This window comes from Dermatophilaceae bacterium Sec6.4 (assembly GCA_039636865.1).
In the GTDB taxonomy this organism is placed as follows: domain Bacteria; phylum Actinomycetota; class Actinomycetes; order Actinomycetales; family Dermatophilaceae; genus Allobranchiibius.
Genome location: CP144172.1, coordinates 1,294,934 through 1,319,956 on the forward strand (window position 1 = coordinate 1,294,934; position 25,023 = coordinate 1,319,956).

Annotated in this window: 26 protein-coding genes; 9 read left to right on the forward strand and 17 right to left on the reverse strand. The window is 67.6% G+C overall.

The features are described 5' to 3' along the window. The first annotated feature begins 36 nt into the window (after window positions 1-36). On the forward strand, window positions 37-1,338 hold the full coding sequence (locus V3G39_06415; GenBank protein ID XAS77671.1) for an ABC transporter permease: 1,302 nt from the start codon (window positions 37-39) through the stop codon (window positions 1,336-1,338). Then, window positions 1,335-1,733: a cytidine deaminase gene (locus tag V3G39_06420; GenBank protein ID XAS77672.1), complete on the forward strand. Its 399-nt coding sequence runs from the start codon at window positions 1,335-1,337 to the stop codon at window positions 1,731-1,733. The genes V3G39_06415 and V3G39_06420 overlap by 4 nt, the downstream gene beginning before the upstream one ends. Before the next feature lie 6 nt (window positions 1,734-1,739). Here V3G39_06420 and V3G39_06425 read toward each other — a convergent pair whose 3' ends face one another. Both V3G39_06425 and V3G39_06430 read right to left on the reverse strand, forming a co-directional pair. Further along, a complete protein-coding gene (locus tag V3G39_06425) occupies window positions 1,740-2,078 on the reverse strand; it encodes a hypothetical protein (GenBank protein XAS77673.1) in 339 nt (112 codons plus the stop codon). Window positions 2,079-2,125: 47 nt separating this feature from the next. Then, window positions 2,126-2,344 carry a hypothetical protein gene (locus tag V3G39_06430; GenBank protein ID XAS77674.1) on the reverse strand — a complete coding sequence of 73 codons (219 nt, stop codon included), beginning with the start codon at window positions 2,342-2,344 and terminating at the stop codon, window positions 2,126-2,128. Between the two features lie 19 nt (window positions 2,345-2,363). Between V3G39_06430 and V3G39_06435 the strand changes: the two genes are divergently transcribed. Continuing rightward, window positions 2,364-2,585 (forward strand): hypothetical protein, encoded by a 222-nt coding sequence (locus tag V3G39_06435; GenBank protein XAS77675.1) that lies wholly within the window; start codon window positions 2,364-2,366, stop codon window positions 2,583-2,585. An 86-nt stretch (window positions 2,586-2,671) separates the two neighbouring features. On the opposite strand, the gene V3G39_06440 is transcribed toward V3G39_06435, so the two are convergent. Beyond that, window positions 2,672-3,190, reverse strand: coding sequence for a hypothetical protein (locus V3G39_06440; GenBank protein ID XAS77676.1), 519 nt, complete (start codon window positions 3,188-3,190; stop codon window positions 2,672-2,674). Window positions 3,191-3,351: 161 nt separating this feature from the next. Here V3G39_06440 and V3G39_06445 point away from each other — a divergent pair, with 161 nt between their 5' ends. Together V3G39_06445 and V3G39_06450 are read left to right on the forward strand one after the other, a co-directional pair. Then, window positions 3,352-4,647 (forward strand): thymidine phosphorylase, encoded by a 1,296-nt coding sequence (locus V3G39_06445; GenBank protein ID XAS77677.1) that lies wholly within the window; start codon window positions 3,352-3,354, stop codon window positions 4,645-4,647. Window positions 4,648-4,678: 31 nt separating this feature from the next. After that, window positions 4,679-5,770, forward strand: a complete 1,092-nt coding sequence (locus tag V3G39_06450; protein XAS77678.1) for an adenosine deaminase — start codon at window positions 4,679-4,681, stop codon at window positions 5,768-5,770. A 1-nt stretch (window position 5,771) separates the two neighbouring features. On the opposite strand, the gene V3G39_06455 is transcribed toward V3G39_06450, so the two are convergent. Further along, a complete protein-coding gene (locus tag V3G39_06455) occupies window positions 5,772-6,638 on the reverse strand; it encodes an RDD family protein (protein XAS77679.1) in 867 nt (288 codons plus the stop codon). Between the two features lie 23 nt (window positions 6,639-6,661). Between V3G39_06455 and V3G39_06460 the strand changes: the two genes are divergently transcribed. After that, window positions 6,662-7,657 (forward strand): stage II sporulation protein M, encoded by a 996-nt coding sequence (locus tag V3G39_06460; GenBank protein XAS77680.1) that lies wholly within the window; start codon window positions 6,662-6,664, stop codon window positions 7,655-7,657. Window positions 7,658-7,725: 68 nt separating this feature from the next. On the opposite strand, the gene V3G39_06465 is transcribed toward V3G39_06460, so the two are convergent. The 10 genes from V3G39_06465 to deoC form a co-directional block, all read right to left on the reverse strand. Next, on the reverse strand, window positions 7,726-9,021 hold the full coding sequence (locus V3G39_06465) for a DUF58 domain-containing protein (protein XAS77681.1): 1,296 nt from the start codon (window positions 9,019-9,021) through the stop codon (window positions 7,726-7,728). A 9-nt stretch (window positions 9,022-9,030) separates the two neighbouring features. Further along, window positions 9,031-9,960: a MoxR family ATPase gene (locus V3G39_06470; protein ID XAS78188.1), complete on the reverse strand. Its 930-nt coding sequence runs from the start codon at window positions 9,958-9,960 to the stop codon at window positions 9,031-9,033. Between the two features lie 86 nt (window positions 9,961-10,046). After that, the gene (locus V3G39_06475; GenBank protein XAS77682.1) at window positions 10,047-11,177 is read right to left on the reverse strand and encodes a DUF4350 domain-containing protein; all 1,131 of its coding nucleotides are present in this window, start codon (window positions 11,175-11,177) and stop codon (window positions 10,047-10,049) included. Next, window positions 11,174-11,830 carry a DUF4129 domain-containing protein gene (locus tag V3G39_06480; protein XAS77683.1) on the reverse strand — a complete coding sequence of 219 codons (657 nt, stop codon included), beginning with the start codon at window positions 11,828-11,830 and terminating at the stop codon, window positions 11,174-11,176. The genes V3G39_06475 and V3G39_06480 overlap by 4 nt, the downstream gene beginning before the upstream one ends. Continuing rightward, on the reverse strand, window positions 11,817-13,022 hold the full coding sequence (locus tag V3G39_06485) for a proline-rich domain-containing protein (GenBank protein XAS77684.1): 1,206 nt from the start codon (window positions 13,020-13,022) through the stop codon (window positions 11,817-11,819). The genes V3G39_06480 and V3G39_06485 overlap by 14 nt, the downstream gene beginning before the upstream one ends. Before the next feature lie 10 nt (window positions 13,023-13,032). After that, on the reverse strand, window positions 13,033-13,497 hold the full coding sequence (locus V3G39_06490) for a methyltransferase domain-containing protein (protein ID XAS77685.1): 465 nt from the start codon (window positions 13,495-13,497) through the stop codon (window positions 13,033-13,035). Window positions 13,498-13,647: 150 nt separating this feature from the next. Continuing rightward, window positions 13,648-15,795: a hypothetical protein gene (locus V3G39_06495; protein XAS77686.1), complete on the reverse strand. Its 2,148-nt coding sequence runs from the start codon at window positions 15,793-15,795 to the stop codon at window positions 13,648-13,650. Window positions 15,796-15,987: 192 nt separating this feature from the next. Beyond that, window positions 15,988-16,881 (reverse strand): aldehyde dehydrogenase family protein, encoded by an 894-nt coding sequence (locus V3G39_06500; GenBank protein ID XAS77687.1) that lies wholly within the window; start codon window positions 16,879-16,881, stop codon window positions 15,988-15,990. Next, the gene (locus tag V3G39_06505) at window positions 16,881-18,338 is read right to left on the reverse strand and encodes an aldehyde dehydrogenase family protein (protein ID XAS77688.1); all 1,458 of its coding nucleotides are present in this window, start codon (window positions 18,336-18,338) and stop codon (window positions 16,881-16,883) included. Before V3G39_06505 ends, V3G39_06500 begins: the two co-directional genes overlap by 1 nt. A gap of 12 nt (window positions 18,339-18,350) precedes the next feature. Further along, window positions 18,351-19,331: a deoxyribose-phosphate aldolase gene (deoC, locus tag V3G39_06510; GenBank protein XAS77689.1), complete on the reverse strand. Its 981-nt coding sequence runs from the start codon at window positions 19,329-19,331 to the stop codon at window positions 18,351-18,353. Window positions 19,332-19,395: 64 nt separating this feature from the next. Between deoC and V3G39_06515 the strand changes: the two genes are divergently transcribed. Next, entirely contained in the window at window positions 19,396-20,091 is a 696-nt protein-coding gene (locus tag V3G39_06515; GenBank protein XAS77690.1) for a PH domain-containing protein, read from the forward strand. A 6-nt stretch (window positions 20,092-20,097) separates the two neighbouring features. Here V3G39_06515 and V3G39_06520 read toward each other — a convergent pair whose 3' ends face one another. Both V3G39_06520 and V3G39_06525 read right to left on the reverse strand, forming a co-directional pair. Continuing rightward, entirely contained in the window at window positions 20,098-21,750 is a 1,653-nt protein-coding gene (locus V3G39_06520; GenBank protein ID XAS77691.1) for a phospho-sugar mutase, read from the reverse strand. Then, window positions 21,750-22,598: a purine-nucleoside phosphorylase gene (locus V3G39_06525; GenBank protein ID XAS77692.1), complete on the reverse strand. Its 849-nt coding sequence runs from the start codon at window positions 22,596-22,598 to the stop codon at window positions 21,750-21,752. The genes V3G39_06520 and V3G39_06525 overlap by 1 nt, the downstream gene beginning before the upstream one ends. A gap of 49 nt (window positions 22,599-22,647) precedes the next feature. Here V3G39_06525 and V3G39_06530 point away from each other — a divergent pair, with 49 nt between their 5' ends. Then, window positions 22,648-24,054, forward strand: coding sequence for an NAD(P)H-quinone dehydrogenase (locus tag V3G39_06530; GenBank protein ID XAS77693.1), 1,407 nt, complete (start codon window positions 22,648-22,650; stop codon window positions 24,052-24,054). 34 nt (window positions 24,055-24,088) lie between these two features. On the opposite strand, the gene V3G39_06535 is transcribed toward V3G39_06530, so the two are convergent. Further along, window positions 24,089-24,274, reverse strand: a complete 186-nt coding sequence (locus tag V3G39_06535; GenBank protein ID XAS77694.1) for a hypothetical protein — start codon at window positions 24,272-24,274, stop codon at window positions 24,089-24,091. A 146-nt stretch (window positions 24,275-24,420) separates the two neighbouring features. Between V3G39_06535 and V3G39_06540 the strand changes: the two genes are divergently transcribed. Continuing rightward, window positions 24,421-25,008, forward strand: coding sequence for a hypothetical protein (locus tag V3G39_06540; GenBank protein XAS77695.1), 588 nt, complete (start codon window positions 24,421-24,423; stop codon window positions 25,006-25,008). Window positions 25,009-25,023 lie beyond the last annotated feature (15 nt).

Sequence of the window (25,023 nt, forward strand, 5' to 3'; positions counted from 1 at the left end):
ACTCGTGCCTCGCTCCGATACTTCGAGGGGACCCCGATGAGCGCGCAGACGACCGACGAGGAACTCGTCGTCCACCTCAAGAAGGTACAGACCGGTCCGTCGCCGAAACGGCGCGTCGGGGTCGGGGTGGCTCTGCTCCTTGTGGGCGTATTCAGTGCGCTCGTCCTGGCGACCACGGGGAGCCGGCGCACCGCGACCTTCGGGTTCAACACCGGCGGTGCGCTGCACATACCTGATGTGACATTCCCGCAAGCACCGTTCTGTGTCACCGTCGGGGTCCTCATTGCCGTCGCGGGTGCTTATCACGCAGCGCGCGGCTTCACCCCCCGCGTCCTTCGCGCGGTGGGTTCCGTTGCCGGAGTGCTGTTCCTGCTGAGCTTCCTGGCCTGGGCAGGCACCGGCGGCCGCACCGTGCAGCTGACCAGCCTGTTGCAGCAGGGTTTGTTCCTGGCAGCACCGCTGGTACTGGGGGCCATGGGCGGCATCTTGTGCGAGCGCAGCGGCGTGATCAACGTCGCCATCGAGGGCCAGATGCTCGCCGGTGCCTTCGCCGGCGCACTGCTCGGCACTGTCGGCGGCCTGGCCGCGGGGATCGTCGGGGCGGTGATCGTCGGTGGACTGATGGGCCTGCTGCTGGCCGTTTTCGCGATCAAATTCCTGGTCAATCAGGTGATTCTCGGCGTCGTCCTGAACGTACTGGCGCTCGGCCTGACCGGCTTCCTCTTCGACGCGATCATGGCCAACGATTCCAACGGCACCAACAACCCGGGCTTCTTCGGACCCGTGAAGATCCCGCTGCTCGGTGACATCCCCGTCGTCGGGCCCGTCATCTTCAACCAGAACTACATCGTCTACGCCATGTACGTGATCGTCCTGGTGATCGATGTAGCCCTGCTGCGTACCAGGTGGGGGCTTCGGACCCGCGCTGTCGGCGAGCATCCGCAAGCCGCTGACACGGTTGGCATCAACGTGTTGCGGTTGCGCTACCAGAACGTCGTCATGGGTGGTTGCGTGGCCGGCCTGGCGGGGGCGTTGCTGACGATCGGTAGCGTCGGGGCGTTCAACAAGAACATCACCTCCGGGCAGGGATTCATCGCGCTCGCCGCAGTCATCTTCGGACGATGGACCCCGCGTGGTGCGCTCGGGGCTGCGCTGCTGTTCGGCTTCGCCGGCGCGCTGCAGTCGGTGTTGTCCTTCCTGAACACCCCGCTGCAGATCAATGCGAGCCTGCTGGGGATGCTGCCCTACCTGGTGACCATCTTTGCGGTGGCCGGGCTCGTGGGACGGGTACGTGCACCGGCTGCCGACGGGGAGCCCTACGTGAAGGGCTCGTCATGAGCGGAACCGGTGTTGATCCGAACTGGGAGCAGCTGCGCCTCAGCGCCGTGCAGGCAATGGGTCGGGCCTACGCGCCGTACAGCGACTTTCCTGTCGGCGTCGCCGGCCTTGTCGACGACGGCCGGATCGTCAGCGGGTGCAATGTGGAGAACGCGTCCTACGGCGTCGGGTTGTGCGCCGAGTGCGGAATGGTCAGCGACCTGATGCGCTCCGGAGGGGGCCGACTGGTTGCCGTCTGGTGTGTCAACGGTGACGGGGACACGTTGATGCCGTGCGGGCGATGCCGGCAACTGCTGTGGGAGCACGGCGGCCCCGAGTGCCTGCTGCAGACGCCCCTGGGTGTGTTGCCGATGAGCGAGGTACTGCCGCAGGCCTTCGGGGCCGACGATCTGTAGCTGAGATCAACCGCCGGCAGCAACGCTTTTCGCGCAGGCCTGGTTGGCGTCGTTCAGGGTCGTCTTGTCCTTGTCGTCACCCTTGGAGTTCTTGTCACCGCTCGCCATTGCTTTGAGGGTCCGGGTGGTCAGCTTGTCGTAGGTCTTGTCCACGACGCACTTGGAAAGCTTCTCCAACAGCGCCGGGTTGGCGTTCGAAGCCCCGGGCTCAGACTTCACGAGTTTGGAGAAGCCGGCCTGGGCGTCTGCCTTGCTGGGTTTGTCACTGCCGCCGCCGCAGGCAGCAAGACTGAACGGCAGGATGAGTAGTGCTGCCGTGGCAGTGGCGCGGTTGAGGATCGACATGAGGTGCCTTTCAGGTTGATGGGGTGCAGGGGTCGTGACGACCTACCTCAGCTGCTGGTGGTGGGCGAGGGAGGAGTCACTCCCGAGGCCTTGCCGCAGTAGGCGACTGCGGCAGTCAATGCGGGTTGGTCGCTGCTGTCCGGGTCGGTCTTGGAATCTCCGGTCGCCATTGCTCTGAGCGTCTTGGCGGTCAAGGTGTCGTAGGTCTTGTCGACGACGCACGTCGCGACCGTCGCGAGTTGGGCGGCGGTGAGGGATGGCCCCATCGGGCCCTCCTTCAGAATTTTGGCAAGACCCGACGCGGCTGCCTTCTTGCTGGGTTTGCTGGCGTCGGCCGCTGTGCTGGTGGTGGTGCTGGGGGAGCTGTTCGTGGCGGTGCTGCTCGATGCGGTGGCCTTGGCGGAGCTCGCAGACGTACTGCTCCCGCTGTTGCCACTGCAAGCGGACAGCATGAGCCCCAGGGCTAGGACCACAGGAACGGTGATGGAACGGGTGACGCTGGCCTGAAGGGGCATCGTTCTACTTCCTCGGGTCGGACGACGTGCTCAGTGAATGCGACGCACGGGGACGGCGATCGGTTTCCTCGCTGCGCGTTATTTACGCAACTCGAGCTGTTTGCCGCAGGCAACCGCCGCGTCCTTGTAGACCGTGTTGTCCGCCGCGTCCAGCTGCTGTGTCGGGTCGCCGCTCGCGAACGCCCGCAGGGTCTTGTTCGAGACTTTGTCGTAGGTTTTGTCCACGATGCAGGTGGACGCCTTCTTGATGACCGTCGGACTGATCTGGGCGCCCTTCGTCGTTCCAGCCAGCGCCTTGGTGAGTCCGTCGATCGTTTGCGCCTTGGTGGGTTTCGCAGTGCTGTCGGTAGAACTGGAACTCGGCGAACTGCTGGTCGTGCTGCTGGCAGCGGTGCTCGGTGCACTGCTGGGTGAGGCACTGCTGGGGGAGGCGCTGGCGCTCGATGAGCCACTGGTGGTCTGGCCGGCTGGGGTGACGCTGACTGTGCCACTGCTTCCACCGCAGGCAGCGAGACCGAGAGATAGTGCGCAGAGCGCGACAGCTGCGGCACGACGAGATGCGGGCAGCGGAATTGAGTGCAGCGGAGTTGAGGGCATAGTGCGGTGGGCCTCTTCTTGAGTAGATACCGATCGACGGCGGGGCGCCTGCTGTGAGAATAGAGGGATTGTCGCCGGGCCCGATACCGAGCGGGTCGACGCCGATTCCCATCGTTGTCAGGCAGGTGGTCGATGTAGCAGAGGCGTGGGACGATCTGCGCATGGTGCAGACGACTGAATCGCATGACGCTGTCGACATCATCCGGGTCAAACGTGGACACGGTGAACTGGGCGACGCGCAGATCGACTGGGTGATCGATGCGTACACGCGCGGCGTGGTCGCCGACGAGCAGATGTCGGCCCTGGCGATGGCCATCCTGCTCAACGGCATGACCCGCCGCGAGATCGCCCGATGGACCGCGGCGATGATCGCCTCCGGCGAGCGGATGGACTTCTCCGGCCTGTCCCGCCCGACCGCCGACAAGCACTCGACCGGCGGGGTGGGCGACAAGATCACCCTCCCGCTCGCGCCTCTGGTCGCGGCGTGCGGTGTCGCGGTGCCGCAATTGTCCGGGCACGGGCTGGGCCACACCGGCGGGACGCTGGACAAGCTGGAATCGATTCCGGGGTGGCGGGCCGAGCTGAGCAACGAGGCGATGTTCTCGCAGCTGGAATCGGTCGGGGCCGTCATCTGTGCTGCGGGCGCGGGGCTGGCTCCCGCCGACAAGAAGCTGTACGCGCTGCGCGACGTCACCGGTACCGTCGAAGCGATCCCCCTCATTGCCAGCTCGATCATGAGTAAGAAAATCGCCGAAGGCACCGGTTCGCTCGTCCTGGATGTGAAGGTCGGTTCCGGTGCTTTCATGAAGGACGTGCAGAGCGCCCGTGAGTTGGCCGCCACCATGGTCGAGCTCGGTAAAGACGCCGGGGTGGCAACGGTCGCGTTACTGACCGACATGTCCACGCCGCTGGGCCTGACTGCCGGGAATGCACTCGAAGTCGCCGAATCGCTGGAGATCCTGGCCGGTGGCGGGCCCGCCGACGTACGCGAGCTCACCCTCGCACTCGCCCGCGAGATGGTCTCTGCTGCAGGAGTTCTCGGCGTGGACCCCGCGGATGTGCTGGACGACGGGCGTGCGATGGACACCTGGCGGGCGATGATCTCGGCGCAGGGCGGCGACCCGGCGGCCACGTTGCCAGTTGCCCGCGAACAACACGTCATCACGGCATCGCGCGATGGCTATCTCACCCGGTTGGATGCTCTGGCCGTCGGTGTCGCGGCGTGGCGACTCGGTGCCGGTCGCGCACGCAAGGAGGACGTCGTGCAGGCGGGTGCGGGCGTGCAGTGGCATGCCCGACCAGGGGATCCGGTCCGCGCGGGTGAGCCGCTGATCACCCTGCACACCGACACCCCCGAGCGCTTCGAGCGGGCACTTGCGTCGCTGGAGGGCGCGTTCGAGATCGCCGACAGCGACACCGGAGACCGGCTGCCCCTGCTGATCGACCGCATCGCCTGACCGGAACTCCGGCTCGTCGTACAGTGTCCGGATGCCTGAAACCCACGCCCCGCTGACCAGCGAAGAGATCATTGCCCTACCGAAGGTGCTGCTGCACGACCACCTCGACGGAGGTCTACGGCCTTCGACCGTGGTTGCGTTGGCCCGCGACGAGGGCTACGACCAGTTGCCCACCACCGATGTCGAGGGTCTGGCGGACTGGTTCCGCGAGAACGCCGACTCCGGCTCGCTGGTGCGCTACCTCGAGACCTTCGCGCACACCGTGGGTGTCATGCAGACCCAGACCGCTCTGCACCGGGTGGCGCGTGAGGCGGTCGAAGATCTGGCTGCCGACGGAGTCGTCTACGCGGAGATCCGGTATGCGCCGGAGCAGCACCTGGAGCAGGGCCTGAGCCTGGACCAGGTCGTCGAAGCGGTCAACGCGGGCATGCGGGAGGGCGAGCGCATCGCAGCTGAACGCGGTCAGGTCATCCGCGCCCGGGCGTTGTTGACCGCCATGCGGCACGCCGCCAAGAGCACCCAGATCGCCGAATTGGCGGTGCGCTATCGCGACCAGGAGGTCGCCGGGTTCGACATCGCTGGTGCCGAGGCCGGGCATCCGCCGACCCGGCACCTGGACGCGTTCGAATACCTACGCCGCGAGAACGCGCATTTCACCATTCACGCCGGTGAGGCGTTCGGGCTGCCGAGCATCTGGGAGGCCATCCAGTGGTGCGGCGCGGAGCGACTCGGGCACGGCATCCGGATCGTCGACGACATCGAGGGGTTGGGCACCTCCAGCGCGCGACTGGGCAGGCTTGCCGCCTACGTGCGCGATACCCGGATACCGCTGGAGATGTGCCCCTCCTCGAATGTGCAGACCGGCGCAGCGACTTCGGTTGCCGCGCACCCGATCAGTCAGCTGCGCGATCTACGGTTCCGGGTCACCGTCAACACGGACAACCGGTTGATGAGCAGTACGTCGATGTCCCGCGAGATGGACCTGCTGGTCAACGACGCCGGCTGGGACGTCGACGATCTGCGATGGGTGACGATCAACGCGATGAAGTCGGCGTTCCTACCGTTCGAGGAGCGGCTGGCGATCATCGACGGGCAGATCAAGCCCGGGTACCCCGCGCGCTGAGTCAGCGGCGGCCGGTCAATTCGTCGACCGGCAGCATGCGATGCCGGATGGCGGCTTCGGCACGCAGGCGGTTCTCGTCACGACGCCGACGCTCCGCCAGCACCGCAGCGAGGAACTCCTCGTCGTAGGTGCCGGGCGGCGGCGGGGGTGCGACGGCCGGGCGTACGACTGCGGACAGATCTATGCATAGTCGGGTCCGCGCAGCAGGGGTCAGGGTGGCGCGGCGCATCAGGAACTGGCGGACCGCAAGCGCGACGCCGTCCGGTAGTGCCGCGATGTCGGCCGACGCCGCCCAGTGCGCCAACCGCGGCGGCATCATCGGCGGAGGCGTCAGGCGCAGGCGCACGTCTTCCTGTACGACGTAGGTGCCGGCAGCGAGGTCGCCGAGTCGTTTGACCCGGGTCGTGGCGATCGCGGCGATGATGGCGGGTACCCCGTAGGCGACGAAGAACTCCACGAACCCCACCAGACCGCGAACCAGCGCGTGCCGCAGGACGATCGGGCCGCCGTCATCGCGGACGACCCTCAGCTTGCAGACAACCTTGCCGAGCGAGCGGCCCTTGGTCAAGGTCTCGATGACGACCGGCGCGATCACGAAACAGCTCACGAGACTGATCAGCAACAGCGTCTGGGTCGTGGCTGCACTGCCGGCGAAGGACTGCGCGACCACCACGAACAGCAGTGCAATGAAGGCGGCGAGGTAGACGACGGTGTCCAGCAGGCGGGCGACGACCCGGATGGGCAATGATGCGGGTGGGAGGTCGATGAGGACCGCCTCGCCGGTGACCAGGGTGTCCGCGTCCGTCCCACGCAACCCCCGCGCCGCAGGAGGTGCGCCCCGTTCGTCGGCTTCCGCCCGGCCCGTCACGCCCCTCAGCGTACCGTTGGGCCATGGATCTGGATGCCTACGTCGCGGCTCATCACGGGGAATGGGAGCGGTTGCGTGAGCTCGGGGGCAGGGGGCGGTTGACCGCCGCCGAGGCCGATGAACTGCTCGACCTCTATCAGCGGGCTGCGACCCATCTGTCCCAGATTCGGTCCACGGCAGCAGATCCGGCGTTGGTGCGGTATCTCTCGGCCGTGTTGTCCCGGGCCCGCGCGAAATCGATGGGTGGCCGTACCAGCACCTGGGCGGGGGTGGCGAGGTTCTTCGCGGCGACCTTCCCGGCCGTCTTGTACCGTCTGCGCCGGTGGTGGCTGGGGGTGCTGGTCAGCAATGTCGTGGCGGCGTTCGCGGTCGGTGCATGGGTTGCCCAGCATCCCGGTGTGCAGACGTCGTTCATCAGCGCAAAACAGGCTAACCAACTGGTCGACAAGGACTTCGCGGGTTACTACACCGAGTACGCGGCAACTGATTTCGCCACCCGGGTATGGACGAACAACGTATGGGTGGCCGCCCTGTGCATTGCCTCCGGCGTGCTCGGACTTCCGGTGATCTACCTGCTCTTCCAGAACGTGATGAACGTGGCGATCATCGGTGGATTGATGGCCTCGCACGGCAAGCTGTCGCTCTTCTTCGGGCTGATCCTGCCGCACGGGATGTTGGAGTTGACGGCGGTGTTCGTGGCGGCCGGAGCGGGCCTGAAGCTGTTCTGGTCATGGATCGAACCGGGCGGACGGACCCGGATGGATGCGATGGCCGCCGAGGGGCGGGCCGTCATCACGGTGGCGATGGGGCTGGTCGTGGTGCTGCTGGTGACCGGGATCATCGAAGCATTCGTCACCCCGTCGGGGTTGCCCACCGGAGCGCGGATCGGGATCGGAGCGGCCGCTGAGGTGTTGTTCTTCCTCTACGTCTTCATCATCGGCCGGCGGGCGTGGCGCGACGGCGACATGGGTGAGGTCGCCGAGATCGACCGCAGCGCCGCGTTGCCCACCGCTGCCTGAGTCTCATCTTTTGGACATGCTGAACGGGGCACATGCGCCCCGTTCAGCATGTCCAAATCGCGAGATGGTCAGAGCAGACCCTGGCGCTTGAGCATCAGGTAGTGGTCCACGAGCGCTGTCGGCAATTCCTGCGGAGACTGGTCCAGCACGGTGATGCCGAGCTGACCGAGGGCCGCGGCAGCACGCTCACGCAACATGATGGTGCGCTCGGCAGCGGCTGCGTCGTACGCCTGGAACGCCGTCTCGCGCTGCCCGGCTATCTCCTGCAGCAGCGGGTCGGTCACGGAGGCGAGGACGACGCGGTGCCGCCGGGTGAGCGCGGGCAGACTCGGCAGCAGGCTGTGCTCGATCGCGGCCGGCTCCAGGGAGGTGAGGAGCACGACCAGCGCGCGCTGTCTCGACATGCTTTCCACGGCTGCGGCGAGGCGTGGCCAACTGGCTTCGACGAGGTCGGACTCCAGGGGAGCCATCGCGGTCACCAGCTGGTGCAGCAGCTGACCGCGGTCCTGCACGCCGGTCACACGCGCCTGCACCGATCGTGCCCCGGCGAAGAACTGCACCCGGTCGCCTGCCCGCGATGCCAGCGCAGCGAGCAGCAGCGCCGCGTCCATGCTGTGGTCCAGGCGGGTCGTGTCGCCCACCCGACCGGCGCTGGTGCGCGAGGTGTCCAGGACGATGACCACGCGCCGATCGCGCTCCGGTTGCCAGGTGCGCACGACCAGGTGCTGTCGTCGTGCGGTGGCCCGCCAATCCAGGCTGCGTACATCGTCGCCCTCGACGTAGTCACGCAGCGAATCGAATTCGGTGCCCTGCCCGCGCACCCGTACGGCGGAGCGTCCGTCGATCTGCCGCAGCGCCCGCAACCTGCTCGGTAGGTGCCGCCGCGAGGGGTACGCTGGGAGTGCGCGCACCGATCCCGGAACCCGCATCGATCGTTGCCGGGCCGCAATACCCAGCGGTCCGAAAGAGCGGACGGTGACCTGGTCCGCGAGACGGTCGCCCCGGCGTACCGGGGTCAGCACCGTGTTCAGGCGGGCACTCTCACCGGAGGGTAGCGACGTCCTGTGTCGCTGCGAATGGGCGCCGGCCGAGGGCTGCCAGGCGTCGCGCACCAGGGCGCGGACACGGCGGCTGCCGTCGTTGCGCACCAGCAGGGAAGTCTGCGAGGACTCACCGAGCAGGACCTGAGGGGACGCCGAGCGGGAGAAGACCAGCCGGGAAGGGGCGCCCGCGAGAAGCAGGTCGACACCGATCAGTACACCGACCACGGCCAGCCAGAGCAGCACGGAGAGCCCGCTCGGCACCAGGACGACGTAGATCAGCCCCAGTGCGGCGAGCGCGACGGCGCGTCCGGTGATGGCCATATCAGGAATTCAGCGGGGGACCGGCACAGACCCGGCGGCGGACTCCAGCACCGATGCTGCGCCGACGCCCTCCAACTCAGCCTCCGGGCGCAACGTGATGCGGTGGGCCAGGGTTGCGCGGGTCATCGTCTGTACGTCGTCGGGGGTCACGAAGTCGCGGCCGGCCAGGAACGCCCACGCCCGGCTCGTGGCCAGCAGCGCGGTGGCGCCGCGGGGGCTGACTCCGAGGGCGACCGACGGTGAGAACCGGGTCGCGCGCGCGATGTCGACGATGTAGCCGGCAACCTCGGGCGCCACCCGGACGGCGCGGACGGCGCGGGCCCCTGCAGCGATGTCGTCGGCGCTCGCGACCGGTCGGATGCCGGCCGCCACGAGGTCACGGGGGTCGAACCCGTCGGCGTGCCGCTGCAGCACGATCATCTCGTTCGCCCGATCCGGTAGCGACACCACGACTTTGAGCAGGAACCGGTCCAGCTGTGCTTCGGGCAGCGGGTAGGTGCCCTCGTACTCGACCGGATTCTGGGTGGCCGCGACCATGAAAGGCACCGGTAGTGGGCGTGCTGCGCCATCGACGGAGACCTGACGTTCCTCCATCGCCTCCAGCAGTGCCGACTGGGTCTTGGGTGGGGTGCGGTTGATCTCGTCAGCGAGTAGCAGGTTGGTGAAGACCGGGCCGGGGCGGAAGACGAAATCGGAGCTACGCCCGTCGTAGACCAGCGACCCGGTCAGGTCGCCCGGCATCAGGTCGGGGGTGAACTGCACGCGTTTGGTCTGCAGCGACAGCGCCTGGGCCAGTGAACGCACCAGTAGTGTCTTGGCGACCCCGGGCACCCCTTCGAGCAGCACGTGACCACCGGCGAGCAGGCCGACGACCAGTCCTCCGATGGCCGCGTCCTGGCCGACGACGGCCTTGTTGACCTCGTTACGGACGTCGAGCATCGCCTGTCGGGCGCGGGTCGCGTCGATCGATGATGCGTCGGCGCGGGTTGCGTCGGCATCTGATCCGGGCACGGGATTCGAGTCGCTCATGTGCGGCGTACCTGCCTTTCGAGGGTCTGTAGTTCCTGGGCGGTCCGGACCAGCTCATCGTCGTCGAGTACAGGGGCCTCGACCAGAAGAGCCCGCACCCGGGCCGGGTCGAGCGCGGCGGCCTGGGCCGCCTGGGAGCACAGCTGGGTCGGATCGGTGCTCGGTGCGAGGCCGAGGTAGCGGGCTATCCGATGCCGCGATGCGATGCGGAGCACCTCAGCGGTACGGGCGGTATCGCGCGCCCGCCGGTAGAGCTGGCCACGGCTGCGGGTGGTCTCGACAGCCGGTACAACGACCGGCAGCGGTTCGGTCACCAGCGGACCGAGTCGCCGGCCACGCCAGAGCATGAGCAGCACGACGCAGACGCAGACGAGACTCAGCGCGGGGAAGGTCCAACGGGGCCATGGGGAGGCGTCGGTGGCCGCGACCGGGTCGGCGTCGGCGTGCGCTGGGTCGACGGCGACCCAGGTCAGCGAGCGGTGTGATCCCAGTGCGCGCAGTGCGAAGGCAGCGTTGTCGCCGTCGGCGACGGTGCTGTTGCGCATCAGACTGTCGCTGCCGATCACGGTCACCGCGGGTCGGAGACCAGGGATCGCGGGCAGGGTGCGTATCACGTCGCCCCCGTCGTCGGAGCGCACGCAGCCCTGACCCGAGGTGGACGTGTAGGCGCGGCTGCCCGGCTCGGCGGCGAAGATCAACCCCCGGTAGGGCGAAGTGGTGCATTCTGCGTCGATCGGTGCACGGGAGGATGGCCCCGGAACGGCCCGGACTGGTATGCCGAGGGCCTGCAGTACCGGCGTCGCGGGTGCGATCAGCACGAGCGAGCCGGCGCCGGCGGAGGAGCGGGCGATCTGGCGCAGTGACTGCACGCCGAGCAGACCTCCGCGGGTCAGCACGACTGTCGTGGCGGTGTCGGACGGGCGGCGACTCAGATCACCGGCGGTGTGGGCCACGGTGACCTGCACGCCCTGGGCCCGTAGTACCTGCGCGAGGGCCTTGGATCCCGTCGGAGCAGCAGACGCCGGATCGAGCGGTTCCTTCCTACCCGGACCACCGATAACGGCCGCGATCGCCACCAGGATCAGCACGAGCACGAGCAACGCCGCGAGCAACCGGCCGCGGGTCATCCGTTGCTCCCCGAGCCGGTGAAACTACCGGCCGCGGGGGCTGGGCGGGCACGCTGCACGTCCAGTTCCAGCTCGCGCATCCGGGCGCAGGCTGCGGCGTCGGCGGGCTGATCGCCGTACAGCACGGCATCGAAGATCGTGGCCGCGGCGGCGACGTCGCCCGCCCGGTCGGGGAACCGCCCACCGAGGACCCGTGCGATGTCGTACGCAGTCAGGCCGGGTGCCGGATCGACCAGCGCGCGCTCGACGCCCCGCACGGCGAGGGCACGGAAGTAGTCGAGGGTGGCACCTTGGAAATCGCCTGCACGCTCCGCGTGGCCGGCCCGGCGGCGTAGATCAGAGGCTGTCATGGCATGTTCGCCGAGTACCGCGTCCTCGCTCGTGGATCGGGGGTGCACCCGACCGCGGCGAAGGCTGATCGCCGCGACGACCACGAGCAGGATGACCAGGAGGATGCCGACCAACCAGGCAATCGCGGGCACCGTGCCGCCGGCTCCGTCAAGTAGCCGGCCCAGTTGTTCTCCCAGCCAGTCCAGCACCGTCTGCAACAGGCCCTTGTGCTGCTGATACTCCTGTTTGGCCAGTTCCTGGCGTAGCAGGTTCGCTGCCTGACCCGCGCTGGGCGTCAGCGGTGGGCCCTCAGTTCCTGCCATGACCGTCCTGGGCTGCAGCGGACATCAAGGCGACGTCCAAGCCCTCCCTGCGCATCCGCTGATCGATGTAGAGCAGGCCGGTGGTGCCGTTGACGAAGGGGGCGACGGCGGCCGTGACGACCGCCGACCACAGCTGTGCGGCGACGAGCAGCAGGATGCTGGTGACCCCGCTGGTGGACAGTCCGCCGAGGGTCAGGAACGTCGCTGGAAGGTTGGCGAAGCCGCCGACGAAACCAGCCACGAGGGCCGCGAGCAACGAGATCCCGAGGATCCGCCAGAACGCGCCGCGCGTCAAACCCCACGAGCGGCGTAGCGCGGCGATCGGGCCGATGCCCTCCAACACCAGTGCCGGGCTGGCCAGCAGGATCCGGGTATACACCGCGATGAGGGCGACAAGCGAGAGCAGCCCGAGCAGGATGCCGAGCACGACCGCGAGCACTGTGCCCGCCGTGGCGGCCACCAGGACGATGATGCCGACGACGACCGCAATGGCCAGCAGGGCGCCCAGCAGCAAAAGGACGGTCATCCCGAGAAGTGCCCAGATCCGTGGTCGGATGCGGGCCCACGTACTGCCCATGCTGATGCGACGACCCAGGACCGCTTCGGAGACGACGACGATGAGCATTCCGGCGAGCACGATGCCCCCGATGTAGCTGAAGACCTGCGCGATGAGGCTGGCCGCATTGAGATCGATGCTGCTCGACATGCCGCTGCCACTGCCGCTGGTGGTGTCCGGGTTGAAGTTGATGCCGTTGGGGAACGCCGCATCCTTCAGCCACAGCGTCAAGATCAGGCTGGGAACGGCCACGATGAGATGCACGATCAGCGACAGGCCGAGGGTTGCGGCAGGGTTGCCGCGGATCGTCGCGAACGCGCCGCCGAAGATGTCGCCGAGGCTGAGGGGCCGAAGCGGCACGACACCCGGCTTCGGTGCCATCGGGCGGAACTGGTTCGGACCGCTGTAATAGGGGCCACTGCCCTGGGGCCGGCCGTACTGTGGCCCGCCGTACTGGGGCCCGCCGTACTGGGGCGGACTCTGCTGCGGGGGCATCGGCCCGTACGCGCCGTACCGGGGTCGCGGTCGATCATCGTGGTGCTCACCCTGGCCGCCGTATGACGGCCCCTGCTGCGGTTGCTGCCCCTGCTGTGGCTGCTGTGGGTCCCCCGACGGGCTTGCCCATCCGTCGCTCATGAGCAGAACCCTAACCGGCGCGCGGTTGGTGCCTTGCTACCCGTGGCACCGGTTGCGTCTTTTCGTGAGGGTGCGGCAATAGCTGCACCCTCACCACAAATCGCAACCATCCCGTCAGGCCCGCTGTACGCGCATCGTCCAGGGTCCGCTCAAGGGTGACGTGGGGGTAGCCGGGCTCGCCGCCGAACCAGTCATACAACTCCGGGACGTCCTGGCCGTGCACCTGTTGGGTGAGGAAGATGCCGCCTGCGCGCAGCACGCGCGCCACTTCCTCGGCGTTGTATGACTCGTGCCGTGCCATCACCAGATCGAAGGATTCATCCTGCATCGGCATCCGCTGATCGTGTTCGCTGTCGTACCGGGCGAGGTCGATACCGCAGGGCGTCAGCGCGTTTCTGGCGACGTCGAGGTTGGGCGCCCACCCCTCTGTGGCGGTAAGCCGCAAAGGCCGGTGCGGGCCGAGCAGGGTGTCCAACTTCAGCCGGCGGTCATCCGTCCATCCAGCCTGGAAAATCCTAGCCCACCATGTCGGCGTTCGTCTAAGCGGTGGTGAGCCGCTTCGCGAGGGAGTCGATCATGGCGGTCAGGTTAATGCTCTGGCCGTAGCTCCGCCGTGGGTGATGAGCTATTGAACTCCGTTCAGCGCGTCGACCACCTTGAACAGATCGCCCTGGCTGTAATAGTTGACGGCGACAAAATTAGGGATCATGCCGCGTTCGCGCCGGCACCTGACGATTCGCGGGTACAAGCTGTCGTAGGCGTTGACCTGCGCGGCGTCGGAGATGATGGCATCGAAGTGGTTGAGCCAATTGTTGACCAACAGCAGTTGGCTTTTGTCAGTACCGCGATTTCGGGCGCAACTGAGTTGATCGGGGGTCTTGGAGTCGTAGTTGGTGTCCTGCACCTGGCTGAAGCCCTGCATCAGCCACGGGTCGGCGGTCCCGCCGCCGTGGTTCTCCATGAGCACCACGAGCCGCTTGTTCGTGTTGATCATCTGGCCCAACGTGGGCCACGGTTGACCGACCTGGTGGGTTGCGACATACGGCAACAGACCTGCCTGCCGGAACACCGTGGCGGTGTCCGCGGGTGAGACGTAGTCCTCGATGAAGAAGGTGACGACCTCGCGGGGATGCGCGGCCAACCAGGCTCGAACCTTTGCCATATCCGGCTCCCACTTGGTCGCCCCGATATCGCACACCCCGTGGCACAGGTAGGGCTCGACGGGACCGGTCGGTTTCCCCGAGATCGCGCTGCGCAGCCGTAGGGCGCTCGCCACCGCACCCACTCCGAAGTCTGCATCGGCCTTTGCCCGGCCCGCCGCTTTGTCCTGCGCAGCGTTGGTGACCTGCCCGGCAGTGGTCGTCGTCTGGCCGTACCAACTGTCGATCAGCATCACCCGAATACCCGCGTTGAGCTGGCCGATCAGACCGGTGGGTTGCTCGGCCAGATACCACCCGGGTTCGTCCGCTGCGGACATTGCGTTATGCGCCGCTGGGTAGGCGACATCGTTGTACGGCCGGTCGCACAGCTGCGTGAAACCGTTGCAGGCTGTGGTGTCGCCGGGCCCGGCCACGGCCGGCAGGGCACGCGAGGTCGGTAGGGCCAGCGACAGTGTCAACGTCATCACGACCACCACCGGCAGAACTGCCATTGCCCGCGTTGTCCACACATACCGTCGTGCGGACAGTTGCTCCTGCGCATCCCGTCTGCTGCCCGCCAACTGCAGGAGCACCCTGGTGATCTCAACGAGCCCGAGGACCAGTACCCCCATGCCGGCGACGACCGCGAGGGTCTGCACAGCCAACGAGGGCCGCAGCACGACGAAGGCGCCCACCGTCGCCAACCCCGCCGCACGCAGTGCCTGAATGCGCTGGGACGCGGGTCGCACCGCGAGCCAGTCCCGCCAGCCCGAGCCTGCGGGCGCGTCGCCGTCCAGTACGGCCAGCACCCGCAGTACGACGCCGGCGCCGATCAGCACCGCAGCCGGCCACCACAGCAGTCCTGCCAGCACGTGCAGGACTGCGGCGCGTAACGCCCCGGACAACGAGTTCGAATCGGCCGATGCGGCGAACGCGGAGGCGCCGCCGGCCAGCGCCACGATCAACGCGCCGGCCGCGACCACGGCAAACCCGATGTGGCGCAACGAGTTCTTGCGCCAACCCCACAGCCACGCTGCGCCGACGAAGCAACCGAGCGCCAGGGTCGGTAGCAGCCACGCCAGCAGGGTGATCCGGCGCGCGATGGAGATCGTGGACTGCGCGGCGCTCTGGTCCCCGATCCGGGCCAGCGTCACATCGATGTTCGACGGCAACCCGGCCGGGGACTGCGGAGCTATCTTCTGCACCACCCCTGAGAGCACCGAGCCGATATCCGCGAGCCGCAGCACAACCACCCCGGATCCGGGTTGGGTGAACGCGTCGTGCACCTGACGGACGGCGCCCTGCAGCACCGGGCTGAAGGTGGGGCTACGCGCCACCGAGATCGCTGCTGCCTCGATCAGCGGCCGGACCGCCGTCAGATCGGCGTCCGCCCGCAGGATCGCGTCGGTCATCGCGATCCCGACCTGCCGGGAGACCGCCTCGTCCTGCCGCACCTGATCGACATGGGCCGCGAACCGCGAGCCGTCGACCAGTTGCCGGTTGGCGATCCCGGCGATCGTGCCCAGCGCCAGAAGCACCGCTGCGAGAGCACACAGCACAACGGACCAGCGCCGTCGCGCTCTGTCCACACCGACGACTGCCACAGGAGGAGTCGACTCCGAGTTCATCCCCATCTGGGTGATTATGAAGCAGAACTCGCGCGGATCACGGCATCGCGCGGTCCGCCGGTCCCGTTCGGAGGGGCCCTGGGTCAGCCCGTACCGGGTGAATCGGCACAGGTAATCGTCCCAGTCACCGATCGGTACGCGGTCATCGGTTGGGACGCCGGCGCAGACCACGCTGACCCAACACAGGTCGGTCTGTGCTCAGGTCCCTTTGGGGTGCCAGACCGTCTTGGTCTCGAGGAAGGCCCGGACGCGGCGCAGGCTCGGTGTCGGCGTGAAGTCGGGTTCGATCGCGTCGGTGCCCGTGCCGGCCGGTCGCAGGACACGCTTCACCGAGTCCGCAGCTGAAGCCTCCAGCGCTGCCCAGTCCACGCCCTGCGCGAATGCGGCGCCGGTCAGGTCGATCGCGTTGACGTCCTGGTGGGACGCCAGCCACGGCGCGAGTTCCGCGGTGCGGCCGGTGATGATGTTGACGACGCCGCCGGGCACATCAGAGGTGGCAAGCACCTCCGACAACGTGATCGCAGGCAGCGGCCGTTCCTCACTGGCCAGAACGACGACGGTGTTACCCGAGACAATGGCAGGTGCGATCACGCTGATCAGCCCGAGCAGTGAACTACGTTGCGGCGCAAGAATGCCCACGACTCCAGTCGGTTCGGGTGCCGAGATGTTGAGGTATGGGCCGGCAACCGGATTGAGATTGCCGAGCACCTGAGCGAGCTTGTCAGGCCATCCGGCATACCAGACCCAGCGGTCGATTGCTGCGTCCACCAGCCGCTCGGCTCGCGGGCGGGTGACGCCCTCAGCAGCAGCGACATCGGCGACGAACTGATCGCGGCGACCTTCGGCCACCTCGGCCACCCGGTAGAGCACCTGCCCCCGGTTGTACGCCGTCGCGCCCGACCAGCCGGCCACCGCGCCGCGCGCTGCGACGACGGCGTCGCGCACGTCCTTACGCGATCCCTGCGCGGCGTTCGCGAGGAAAGCAGGCGAACGGCCCTGGGAGACAACCTCGTACGAGCGCCCTGACTCGCTGCGTGGGAACTTGCCGCCGATGTAGAGCTTGTAGGTCTTGCGTACGTCCACCCGAGCCATCAGTCCTCACTCCCTGCTGCGACATACGCTTCCAGTCCGTGCCGGCCGCCCTCGCGGCCGTACCCGCTCTCCTTGTATCCACCGAACGGCGAGGTCGGGTCGAACTTGTTGAACGAGTTCGCCCACACCACCCCTGCGCGCAGCCGGTCCGCGGTCCACAGCACCCGTGATCCCTTGTCCGACCAGATGCCGGCCGACAGCCCGTAGGGCGTGTTGTTCGCCTTGGCGACCGCTTCAGCCGGGGTACGGAACGTCAGCACCGACAGCACCGGACCGAAGATTTCCTCCTGGGCTACCCGGTGGGCTTGCGAAACATTGGTGAACACCGTTGGCGCAAACCAGTATCCGCGGTCCGGCAGGTCGCAGGGCGGGCTCCATCGGGTGGCCCCTTCAGCTTCACCGGCCTCGACCAGCGCGGTGATCCGGGCCAGTTGTTCAGCAGAGTTGATCGCGCCGACGTCGGTGTTCTTGTCCATCGGGTCACCGACCCGCAGGGTGCCCAGGCGCCGCTTCAGCCGGGCGATGACGTCGTCCGCAATGGACTCCTGCACCAGCAGCCGCGATCCGGCGCAGCACACGTGTCCCTGGTTGAAGTAGATACCGCTGACAATGCCCTCGACGGCCTGATCGAGCGCAGCATCGTCGTAGACGATATTGGCGCCCTTGCCACCGAGCTCCAGGGTGAGCCGCTTACGGGTGCCCGCGACCGAGCGGGCGATCTGCTTGCCGACGTCGGTCGATCCGGTGAAAGCAATCTTGTCGATGTCGGGGTGGGAGCTCAGCGCGTGCCCGGTCTCGCCCGCACCGGTGACGATGTTGACGACGCCCGGGGGCAGGTCGGCCTGCTGGCAGACCTGCGCGAAGAGCAGCGCCGTCAGTGGGGTGGTCTCAGCGGGCTTGAGCACCACTGTATTGCCGGCGGCGAGGGCCGGCGCGATTTTCCAGGACAGCATCAGCAGCGGGAAGTTCCACGGGATGACCTGGCCGATCACGCCCAGCGGCGCGGGCTTGCCGGCGTTACCGAGCCCGGCGTACTCCAGCTTGTCCGCCCACCCGGCGTGGTAGAAGAAATGCGCGGCCGCGAGGGGGATGTCGACGTCCCGTGATTCCTTGATCGGCTTGCCGTTGTCGAGGGTCTCCAGCACAGCGAATTCGCGGGCCCGCTCCTGCAGGATGCGGGCGATCCGGAAGAGGTACTTGCCGCGCTCTGCCCCGGACATCGGACCCCAGACCCGGTCGTAGGCCCGGCGGGCTGCGCGGACGGCCGCGTCGACATCGGCGGCGCTGCCCTCGGAGACATCGCTCAGGGCCTCGCCCGTCGCCGGGTTGAGGGTCTTGAACGAGGCTCCGTCAGAGGGATCGACGAAATCCCCGCCGATGAAGAGCCCGTAGGAGGAGGCGATGTCGACCACGGCGGGTGACTCCGGAGCCGGGGCGTATTCGAAACCCGTTGGCATGTCTCAGTGTCCCTAATCCTCGGAAATGTAGTCGGATCCGGCGTAGGCGCCGGTGCTCAACTTGTGGCGCTGCATCAGCAGGTCGGTCAGCAGGCTGGAGGCCCCGAAGCGGAACCACTGTGGGCTCAGCCAGTCCGGCCCGGCCGTCTCGTTGACGGTGACCAGATGCTTGATGGCGTCCTTGGTGGTGCGGATGCCGCCCGCGGGCTTGACCCCGATCATCGTGCCTGTCGCGTCACGCCAGTCGCGGACCGCTTCGAGCATCAACAGCACAACGGGCAGCGTTGCGGCGGGGGAGATCTTCCCGGTGGACGTCTTGATGAAATCGGCGCCCGCGAGCATCGCGAGGTGGGAGGCGCGGCGCACGTTGTCGTATGTCGCGAGCTCCCCGGTCTCCAGGATCACCTTGAGGTGCGCGTCAGGGCGGTCGGGGTTGCTGGCGCATATCTTCTTGACCGCGACGATCTGGTCGAAGACGGTGCGGTAGTCACCGGACAGAAAGGCGCCTCGGTCGATCACCATGTCGATCTCGTCGGCACCGGCGGACACCGCGTCCTGCGTGTCGGCGAGTTTGACCGCGAGCGAGGCCCGACCCGAAGGAAAGGCCGTGGTGACGGCCGCGATGTGGATACCGCTGTCGCCCAGTGCTTCGCGCGCCACACCGACCATGTCGTTGTAGACGCAGACCGCGGCAACCCGTGGCGTCGAGGAGTCCGACCGGTCCGGAACCCGCGCTTTGGCGCACAGATTGCGCACCTTGCCGGGCGTGTCAGCACCTTCCAGTGTCGTCAGGTCGATCATCGAGATGGCGGTGTCGATGGCCCACGCCTTGCTGGTCGTCTTGATCGACCGCGTGCCCAGCGCCGCCGCGCGAGCTTCGAGACCGACTTGGTCCACAGGTGGTAGGCCGTGTAGCCAGCCGCGCAGATCGGCGTTGCTGGAGGCATCGACATAAGACCCGGCGCGTGGCGCAGAAGTAGTGGATGCGCTCATCAGCCCACCCTAAGGCCCGACCGGGTCCATCGACCTGCGCGATCCGACGCGTACTGTCGGCGCCATGCCGAACAGCCCAGCGCAGACTTCTGAGCGGACCGACACGCCAGAGGTGTTCCGACAGGCACAGGCCTTGGTCCTGGGTTACGCAACGATCTCGCTCTGCGCCTTGATCGTGTTGTTGAGTCTGCGGTCCGACGCGGGGATCGGCTTCCTGGAGGTGATGTGGCCCCTGGCGATCGCGCTGGTGGCCTGGGCGCTCTTCGTGCGGCCCAGTGTCGAAATCACCGACGACGCGGTCATCCTGCGTAATCTGGTGCGCGACGTGCGGATCCCGTGGGAGCGGATCGAGGCGACCCAGGCGCGGTGGAATTTGCGGGTGGTCACCGAGGGCGGCGCCGCCTACGGTTCGTGGGCCGTCTCCAAGCAGCGGCCCAGGGTCGCCGGGATGCACCGGATGGGCGGTGGCCTGGGCCTCGGCGGTGGCGGCGGGATGGGTCTGCGCAGCGCCTGGCGCAACGCCCGCGACACCGAGATCGATACCGATGCCTACCGCAACCCCGTGCAGCGTCCTAAATCTGCGGGGGCGGTCGCCGTGCTGATCGACGAACGATGCGCCGGGTCGGCCGCGAAGATCGGGCAGCCGACCACCAAACGCGCGGTGGACATGGCGCGTGGGGTGGCCATCACACCGGCTTGGCGCAATATCGCCTTCTTTGTCGTCGCGGTGGTGCTTGCCGTGACCGCCGCGGTGGTCTGAGACCCGTTACCGGGGGGCGGTCAACCGCTCGAACTCGGTGCGTACCTGCGCCAGTCGTGCTGCACCGGCTGCTGCATCGCTGTTGATGACTTCGAGGTAGATCTTGAGTTTCGGCTCGGTCCCGCTGGGTCGCACGATGATCCGCGTGGCGTCCCCGAGCAGGTACCGCAGTCCGTCGGTGGGTGGCAATCCACAACGTCCCTGCGCCAGATCGTCATAGTTCGCGACGGGTTCGCCCGCGATTTCGGTGGGCGGGTCGGCGCGCAGCCGTGCCATCACCTCCGCGATCAGCGACAGATCCGCCACTCGGACCGAGAAGCTGTCGGTCAGATAGTGCCCGTGCTCGTCGGCGAGATCGTTCAACGCATCAAGCAGCGTCCGGCCGTGACTCTTCAGCGATGCGGCGTACTCCGCGATCAGCAGTGCCGCGCTGACACCGTCCTTGTCGCGCACCTGGGTCGGGTCCACGCAGTAGCCGAGCGCCTCCTCGTAGCCGTAGACCAGTCCGGGCACCCTGCTGATCCATTTGAAGCCGGTCAGGGTCTCTTCGTGCCGGACGCCCTGCGCTGCACACATCGCACCCAGAAGCCGGGACGACACGATCGAGTTGGCCATCACCGCATCAGCCGGCCAGGTCCGCTGCAGCAGATGGTCGCCCAACAGCGCACCCACCTCATCGCCACGCAGCATCCGCCAACCGACCGTGCTGCCGGAGACAGGCACGGCCACCGCGCACCGGTCTGCATCCGGATCGTTGGCGATCACCAGGTCGGCGCCGACGCGACGGGCCAGATCGAGCGCCAGGTCGATCGCACCGGGCTCCTCGGGGTTCGGGAACGCGACGGTCGGGAACTCCGGGTCCGGCTCGGCCTGCTCGGCGACCGAATGCACGTCATGGAAACCGGCCTGTGCCAAGGCGTCCCGCGCAACCCGTGATCCAACGCCGTGCAGCGCCGTGTGCACGACCCGCAGGTCGCGCGGCCCACCGGGTGTCACCACTGCGCAGACCGAGTCCAGGTAGTCGGCCACGATGCCGTTGTCGACGGTCGTCCACCCGTCGTTCGCCTGCGGCACGGACCCTGCGGTCGGGTACGCCTCGATGGCCTGCGCGATCTGAGCGTCGGCCGGCGAGACGATCTGGCTGCCGTCACCGAGGTAGACCTTGTAGCCGTTGTCCTGCGGCGGGTTGTGGCTCGCGGTGACCACCACACCCGCGTCGGCGCCGAAATCGCGGATCGCGAACGCCAGTACAGGCGTCGGCAGGGGATGCGGTAACACCAGCGCGTTGCCGCCGAGCGCGGTCACCACCGCGGCCGTATCGCGGGCGAACACGTCGGAGTTGTGCCGCGCGTCGTAACCGATGACCACGGTGACGTCGGGCACGCCGAGTTTCGCCTGCAGGTATGACACCAGCCCGGCTGCGGTGCGCAGCACCACAACCCGGTTCATCCTCGCCGGGCCTGCGCCGAGCGGGCCGCGTAGCCCCGCTGTGCCGAACTGCAGGAACCCGCTGAAACGGTCCGCGAGGTCCGCCGCAGCCGCCTCATCGCCGGATTCGACGGCCGTGAGCACCGCCTGCAACTCGGTGCGGGTGGCCGGGTCGGGATCTGCCTGCATCCAGGCCCGTGCCTCGGCAATCAGCTGTGCGTCCACACCCATCAGATGGCCCGGACGATGTCGGCGAGCAGTGCGCCGCATCGATCCGCTGCGGCCCTACCCGCCTGCAGTACCTCGGCGTGCGACAGGGGAGTGGGGCTTATTCCGGCCGCGGCATTGGTCACCAGGCTGATGCCGAGTACCTCGAGCCCGGCCTGGCGGGCGGCAATGGCCTCCAGGGTCGTCGACATGCCGACGAGGTCTGCACCGAGGATGCCCGCCATCCGCACTTCGGCCGGCGTTTCGTAATGCGGCCCTCGGAACTGTGCGTAAACGCCTTCATCGAGACCGGCGTCGATCGAGCGGGCGACGTCGCGCAGTCGGGAGCAGTAGAGATCGGTCAGGTCCACGAAGTTCGCGCCCTCGATGGGCGAGGCCGCTGTGAGATTGAGGTGGTCGCTGATCAGGACCGGGGTGCCGGGCGCCCACGCGGGATTCAGCCCCCCGCAGCCGTTCGTCAGCACGATCACCCGGCACCCGGCCGCCGCGGCAGTGCGCACTCCATGCACCACGGCACGCACGCCGCGGCCTTCGTAGAAGTGCGTTCTGGTGCCGAAGACCAAGGCGCGACGGTCGCTGTCACCGATCCGCACCGAGCGCATGACGCCGCTGTGCCCGCTGACTGCAGCAGCAGCGAACCCGGGCACGTCCGTGTTGTCCACCGTGGCGAGCGTCTCACCGATGCGGTCGGCCGCACCGCCCCAGCCGGAGCCGAGGACGAGCGCAACGTCGTGCCGGGGGGCGCCGGTTCGTGCCGCGATCACGCGAGCAGCAGCCTGGGCTACCTGGGTCGGGTCGGTGTCGGGGTCGGTCAGGTCCGGCACATCGGATGGGTCGAAGTCGGTCGTCACCGGGCCAGGCTAACCAGGGCGACGGGTTATCTGTAGCGGGCGTGGTTGGATGAAACCTGTGACTCGACAGAAGACAGTGGCGATCATCGGCGGCGGCCCCGGGGGGTACGAGTCCGCCTTGGTGGCGGCGGCAGCCGGCGCGAGCGTGACGGTCATCGAGCAGGAGGGGATGGGCGGTGCCGCGGTACTCACCGACTGCGTACCGAGCAAGGCGCTGATCGCCACCTCGGATTTCATGTCACGGTTCGCATCTGCGGGCCGCCTCGGTGTCGGTTTCGAAGGCACCCAGGACGACCAGCACGCTGAGGCTCACATCGTCCAGGTCAACGACCGCATCCTGGCCCTCGCGCAGGCACAGAGCCACGACATCACCGCCCAGGTCGAGGGGGTCGGAGTACGCGTACGTCGCGGTGCCGCCTGCATCGTCGGGCCCGGCCGGGTGGGCATCGAGAGTGCGGAAGGTGTCGACGAGATCAGTGTCGACGCCATCCTGCTCGCGGTCGGCACCACGCCGCGCACGCTGCCGGCGGCGATGCCCGACGGCGAGCGGATCCTGACCTGGCAGCAGATCTACGACCTGAAGCAACTTCCCGAGAAACTGATCGTGGTCGGCTCGGGGGTGACCGGCGCGGAGCTGGCTCACGCCTACCTCGGTCTGGGCTGCGAGGTCACGCTCGTCTCGTCGCGCGACCGGGTACTGCCCGGCGAGGACGCCGACGCCGCGACCGTCATCGAGGACGTCTTCCGGCGGCGGGGGATGGTCGTGCTCAACAGATCTCGCGCATCGGCTGCTGAGCGGACCGCTGACGGGGTCATCGTCACGCTCGAGGACGGACGTACGGTGCAGGGTTCACACGTGCTGCTCGCGGTCGGGTCCATCCCGCAGACCAAAGGCATCGGCCTGGAAGAAGCGGGTGTCGAGCTGAGTGAGTCCGGCCATATCGTGGTGGACCGTGTGTCGCGTACGTCCGTGGCGGGGATCTACGCAGCCGGGGACTGCACGGGGGTCTTGCCGCTGGCCTCGGTGGCGGCCATGCAGGGCCGGCTGGCAATGGCACACGCGCTCGGCGACGCTGTCGCACCGCTGAACCTGCGCGGTGTGTGCGCCAACATCTTCACCGACCCGGAGATCGCCACGGTGGGGTATTCACAGGCCGATGTGGAAGAGGGGCGGGTGGAGGCCAAGATGGTGACCCTGCCGCTCTCGACCAACCCGCGTGCCAAGATGCGCAACATCAAAGATGGCTTCGTCAAGCTTCTGGTGCGCCCCGGCAGCAATACCGTGATCGGCGGTGTCGTCGTGGCGCCGCAGGCGTCGGAGTTGATCTTCCCGATCGGGTTGGCCGTGCAGAACCGGCTCACGGTGGATCAGATTGCCTCGACCTTTTCGGTCTACCCGTCGATGACCGGGTCGATCACCGAAGCCGCACGCCGGCTGCATTCGCAGGACTCCTGAGTAGCCGGAGAGCGACAGCTCAACGGTTGAATGCTCAGTGCCCGAGAGCCAGTCCGCGGTAGTACGGGACCAGCGGCTGGTGCTGCGTGACACGCTCGGTGTGGTTGCGTGCGAAGAACTGCACGGTCCAGGTGGTGACGAAGGCGAGCAGGGCCACGAGGGCAACGGCGACGATGATCATCGTGCCGGTGAAGAACTGGTCGATGTTCACAACGTTCATGATGTCTGCCTTGATCTTTCTCTGCTGAGGACACTACATCTGTAGTGCTTATGAGAAACACACTACACCTGTAGTAGTCGGCAGCCAACTCCGCAGCATGTGCGCATCGTCACAGCCTCATCGACCCGGCGTGAGAGGGTGCAGGCGTGGCGAGACGAAAGCGACCCGAAGGCACAGCGGCCCGTCAGGCTCATCTGCTGGAGTCCGCGATCGTCGTGGTGGGGCGAGGCGGGCTACGCGGTCTGACGCATCGGGCCGTCGACCGGGAAGCAGACCTGCCGGAGGGGACCTGCTCGGTCTATTTCCGCACCCGGCTGGCGCTGCTCACCGCACTCACGACGTTCGTGGCCCAACGGCTGACCGACGATGTGCGTGCCATGGGCGAGGCGTTGCCGCACCCATCCGGTGATCCTGGTCCGGCGATCGAGGCCACCGTCGACATGGTGGTGCGTTGGTCCGGTCAGCCCGAGTTGCTGATCACGATGACGGAGCTGTATCTGGAATCCGTGCGTACTCCCTCGCTACGCCCGGTGTCGGGCGCCTGGCGCGAGCAGTTGGTGGACGTGGTCGAGGTGCTCGTCCAGCGTGCGGGCAAGCAGGATCCACGGCGTCGAGCCAAGAGCATCGTGGGCAGCGTGGAAGGTGTCGCGATCTCTTCGTTGCCGATGCCTCCCGCAGAGCGCGAGGCCTACCTGCGGGACACCCTGGACAGTGTGATCACGGGACTGACCTGAGATCCGAAACCTGGC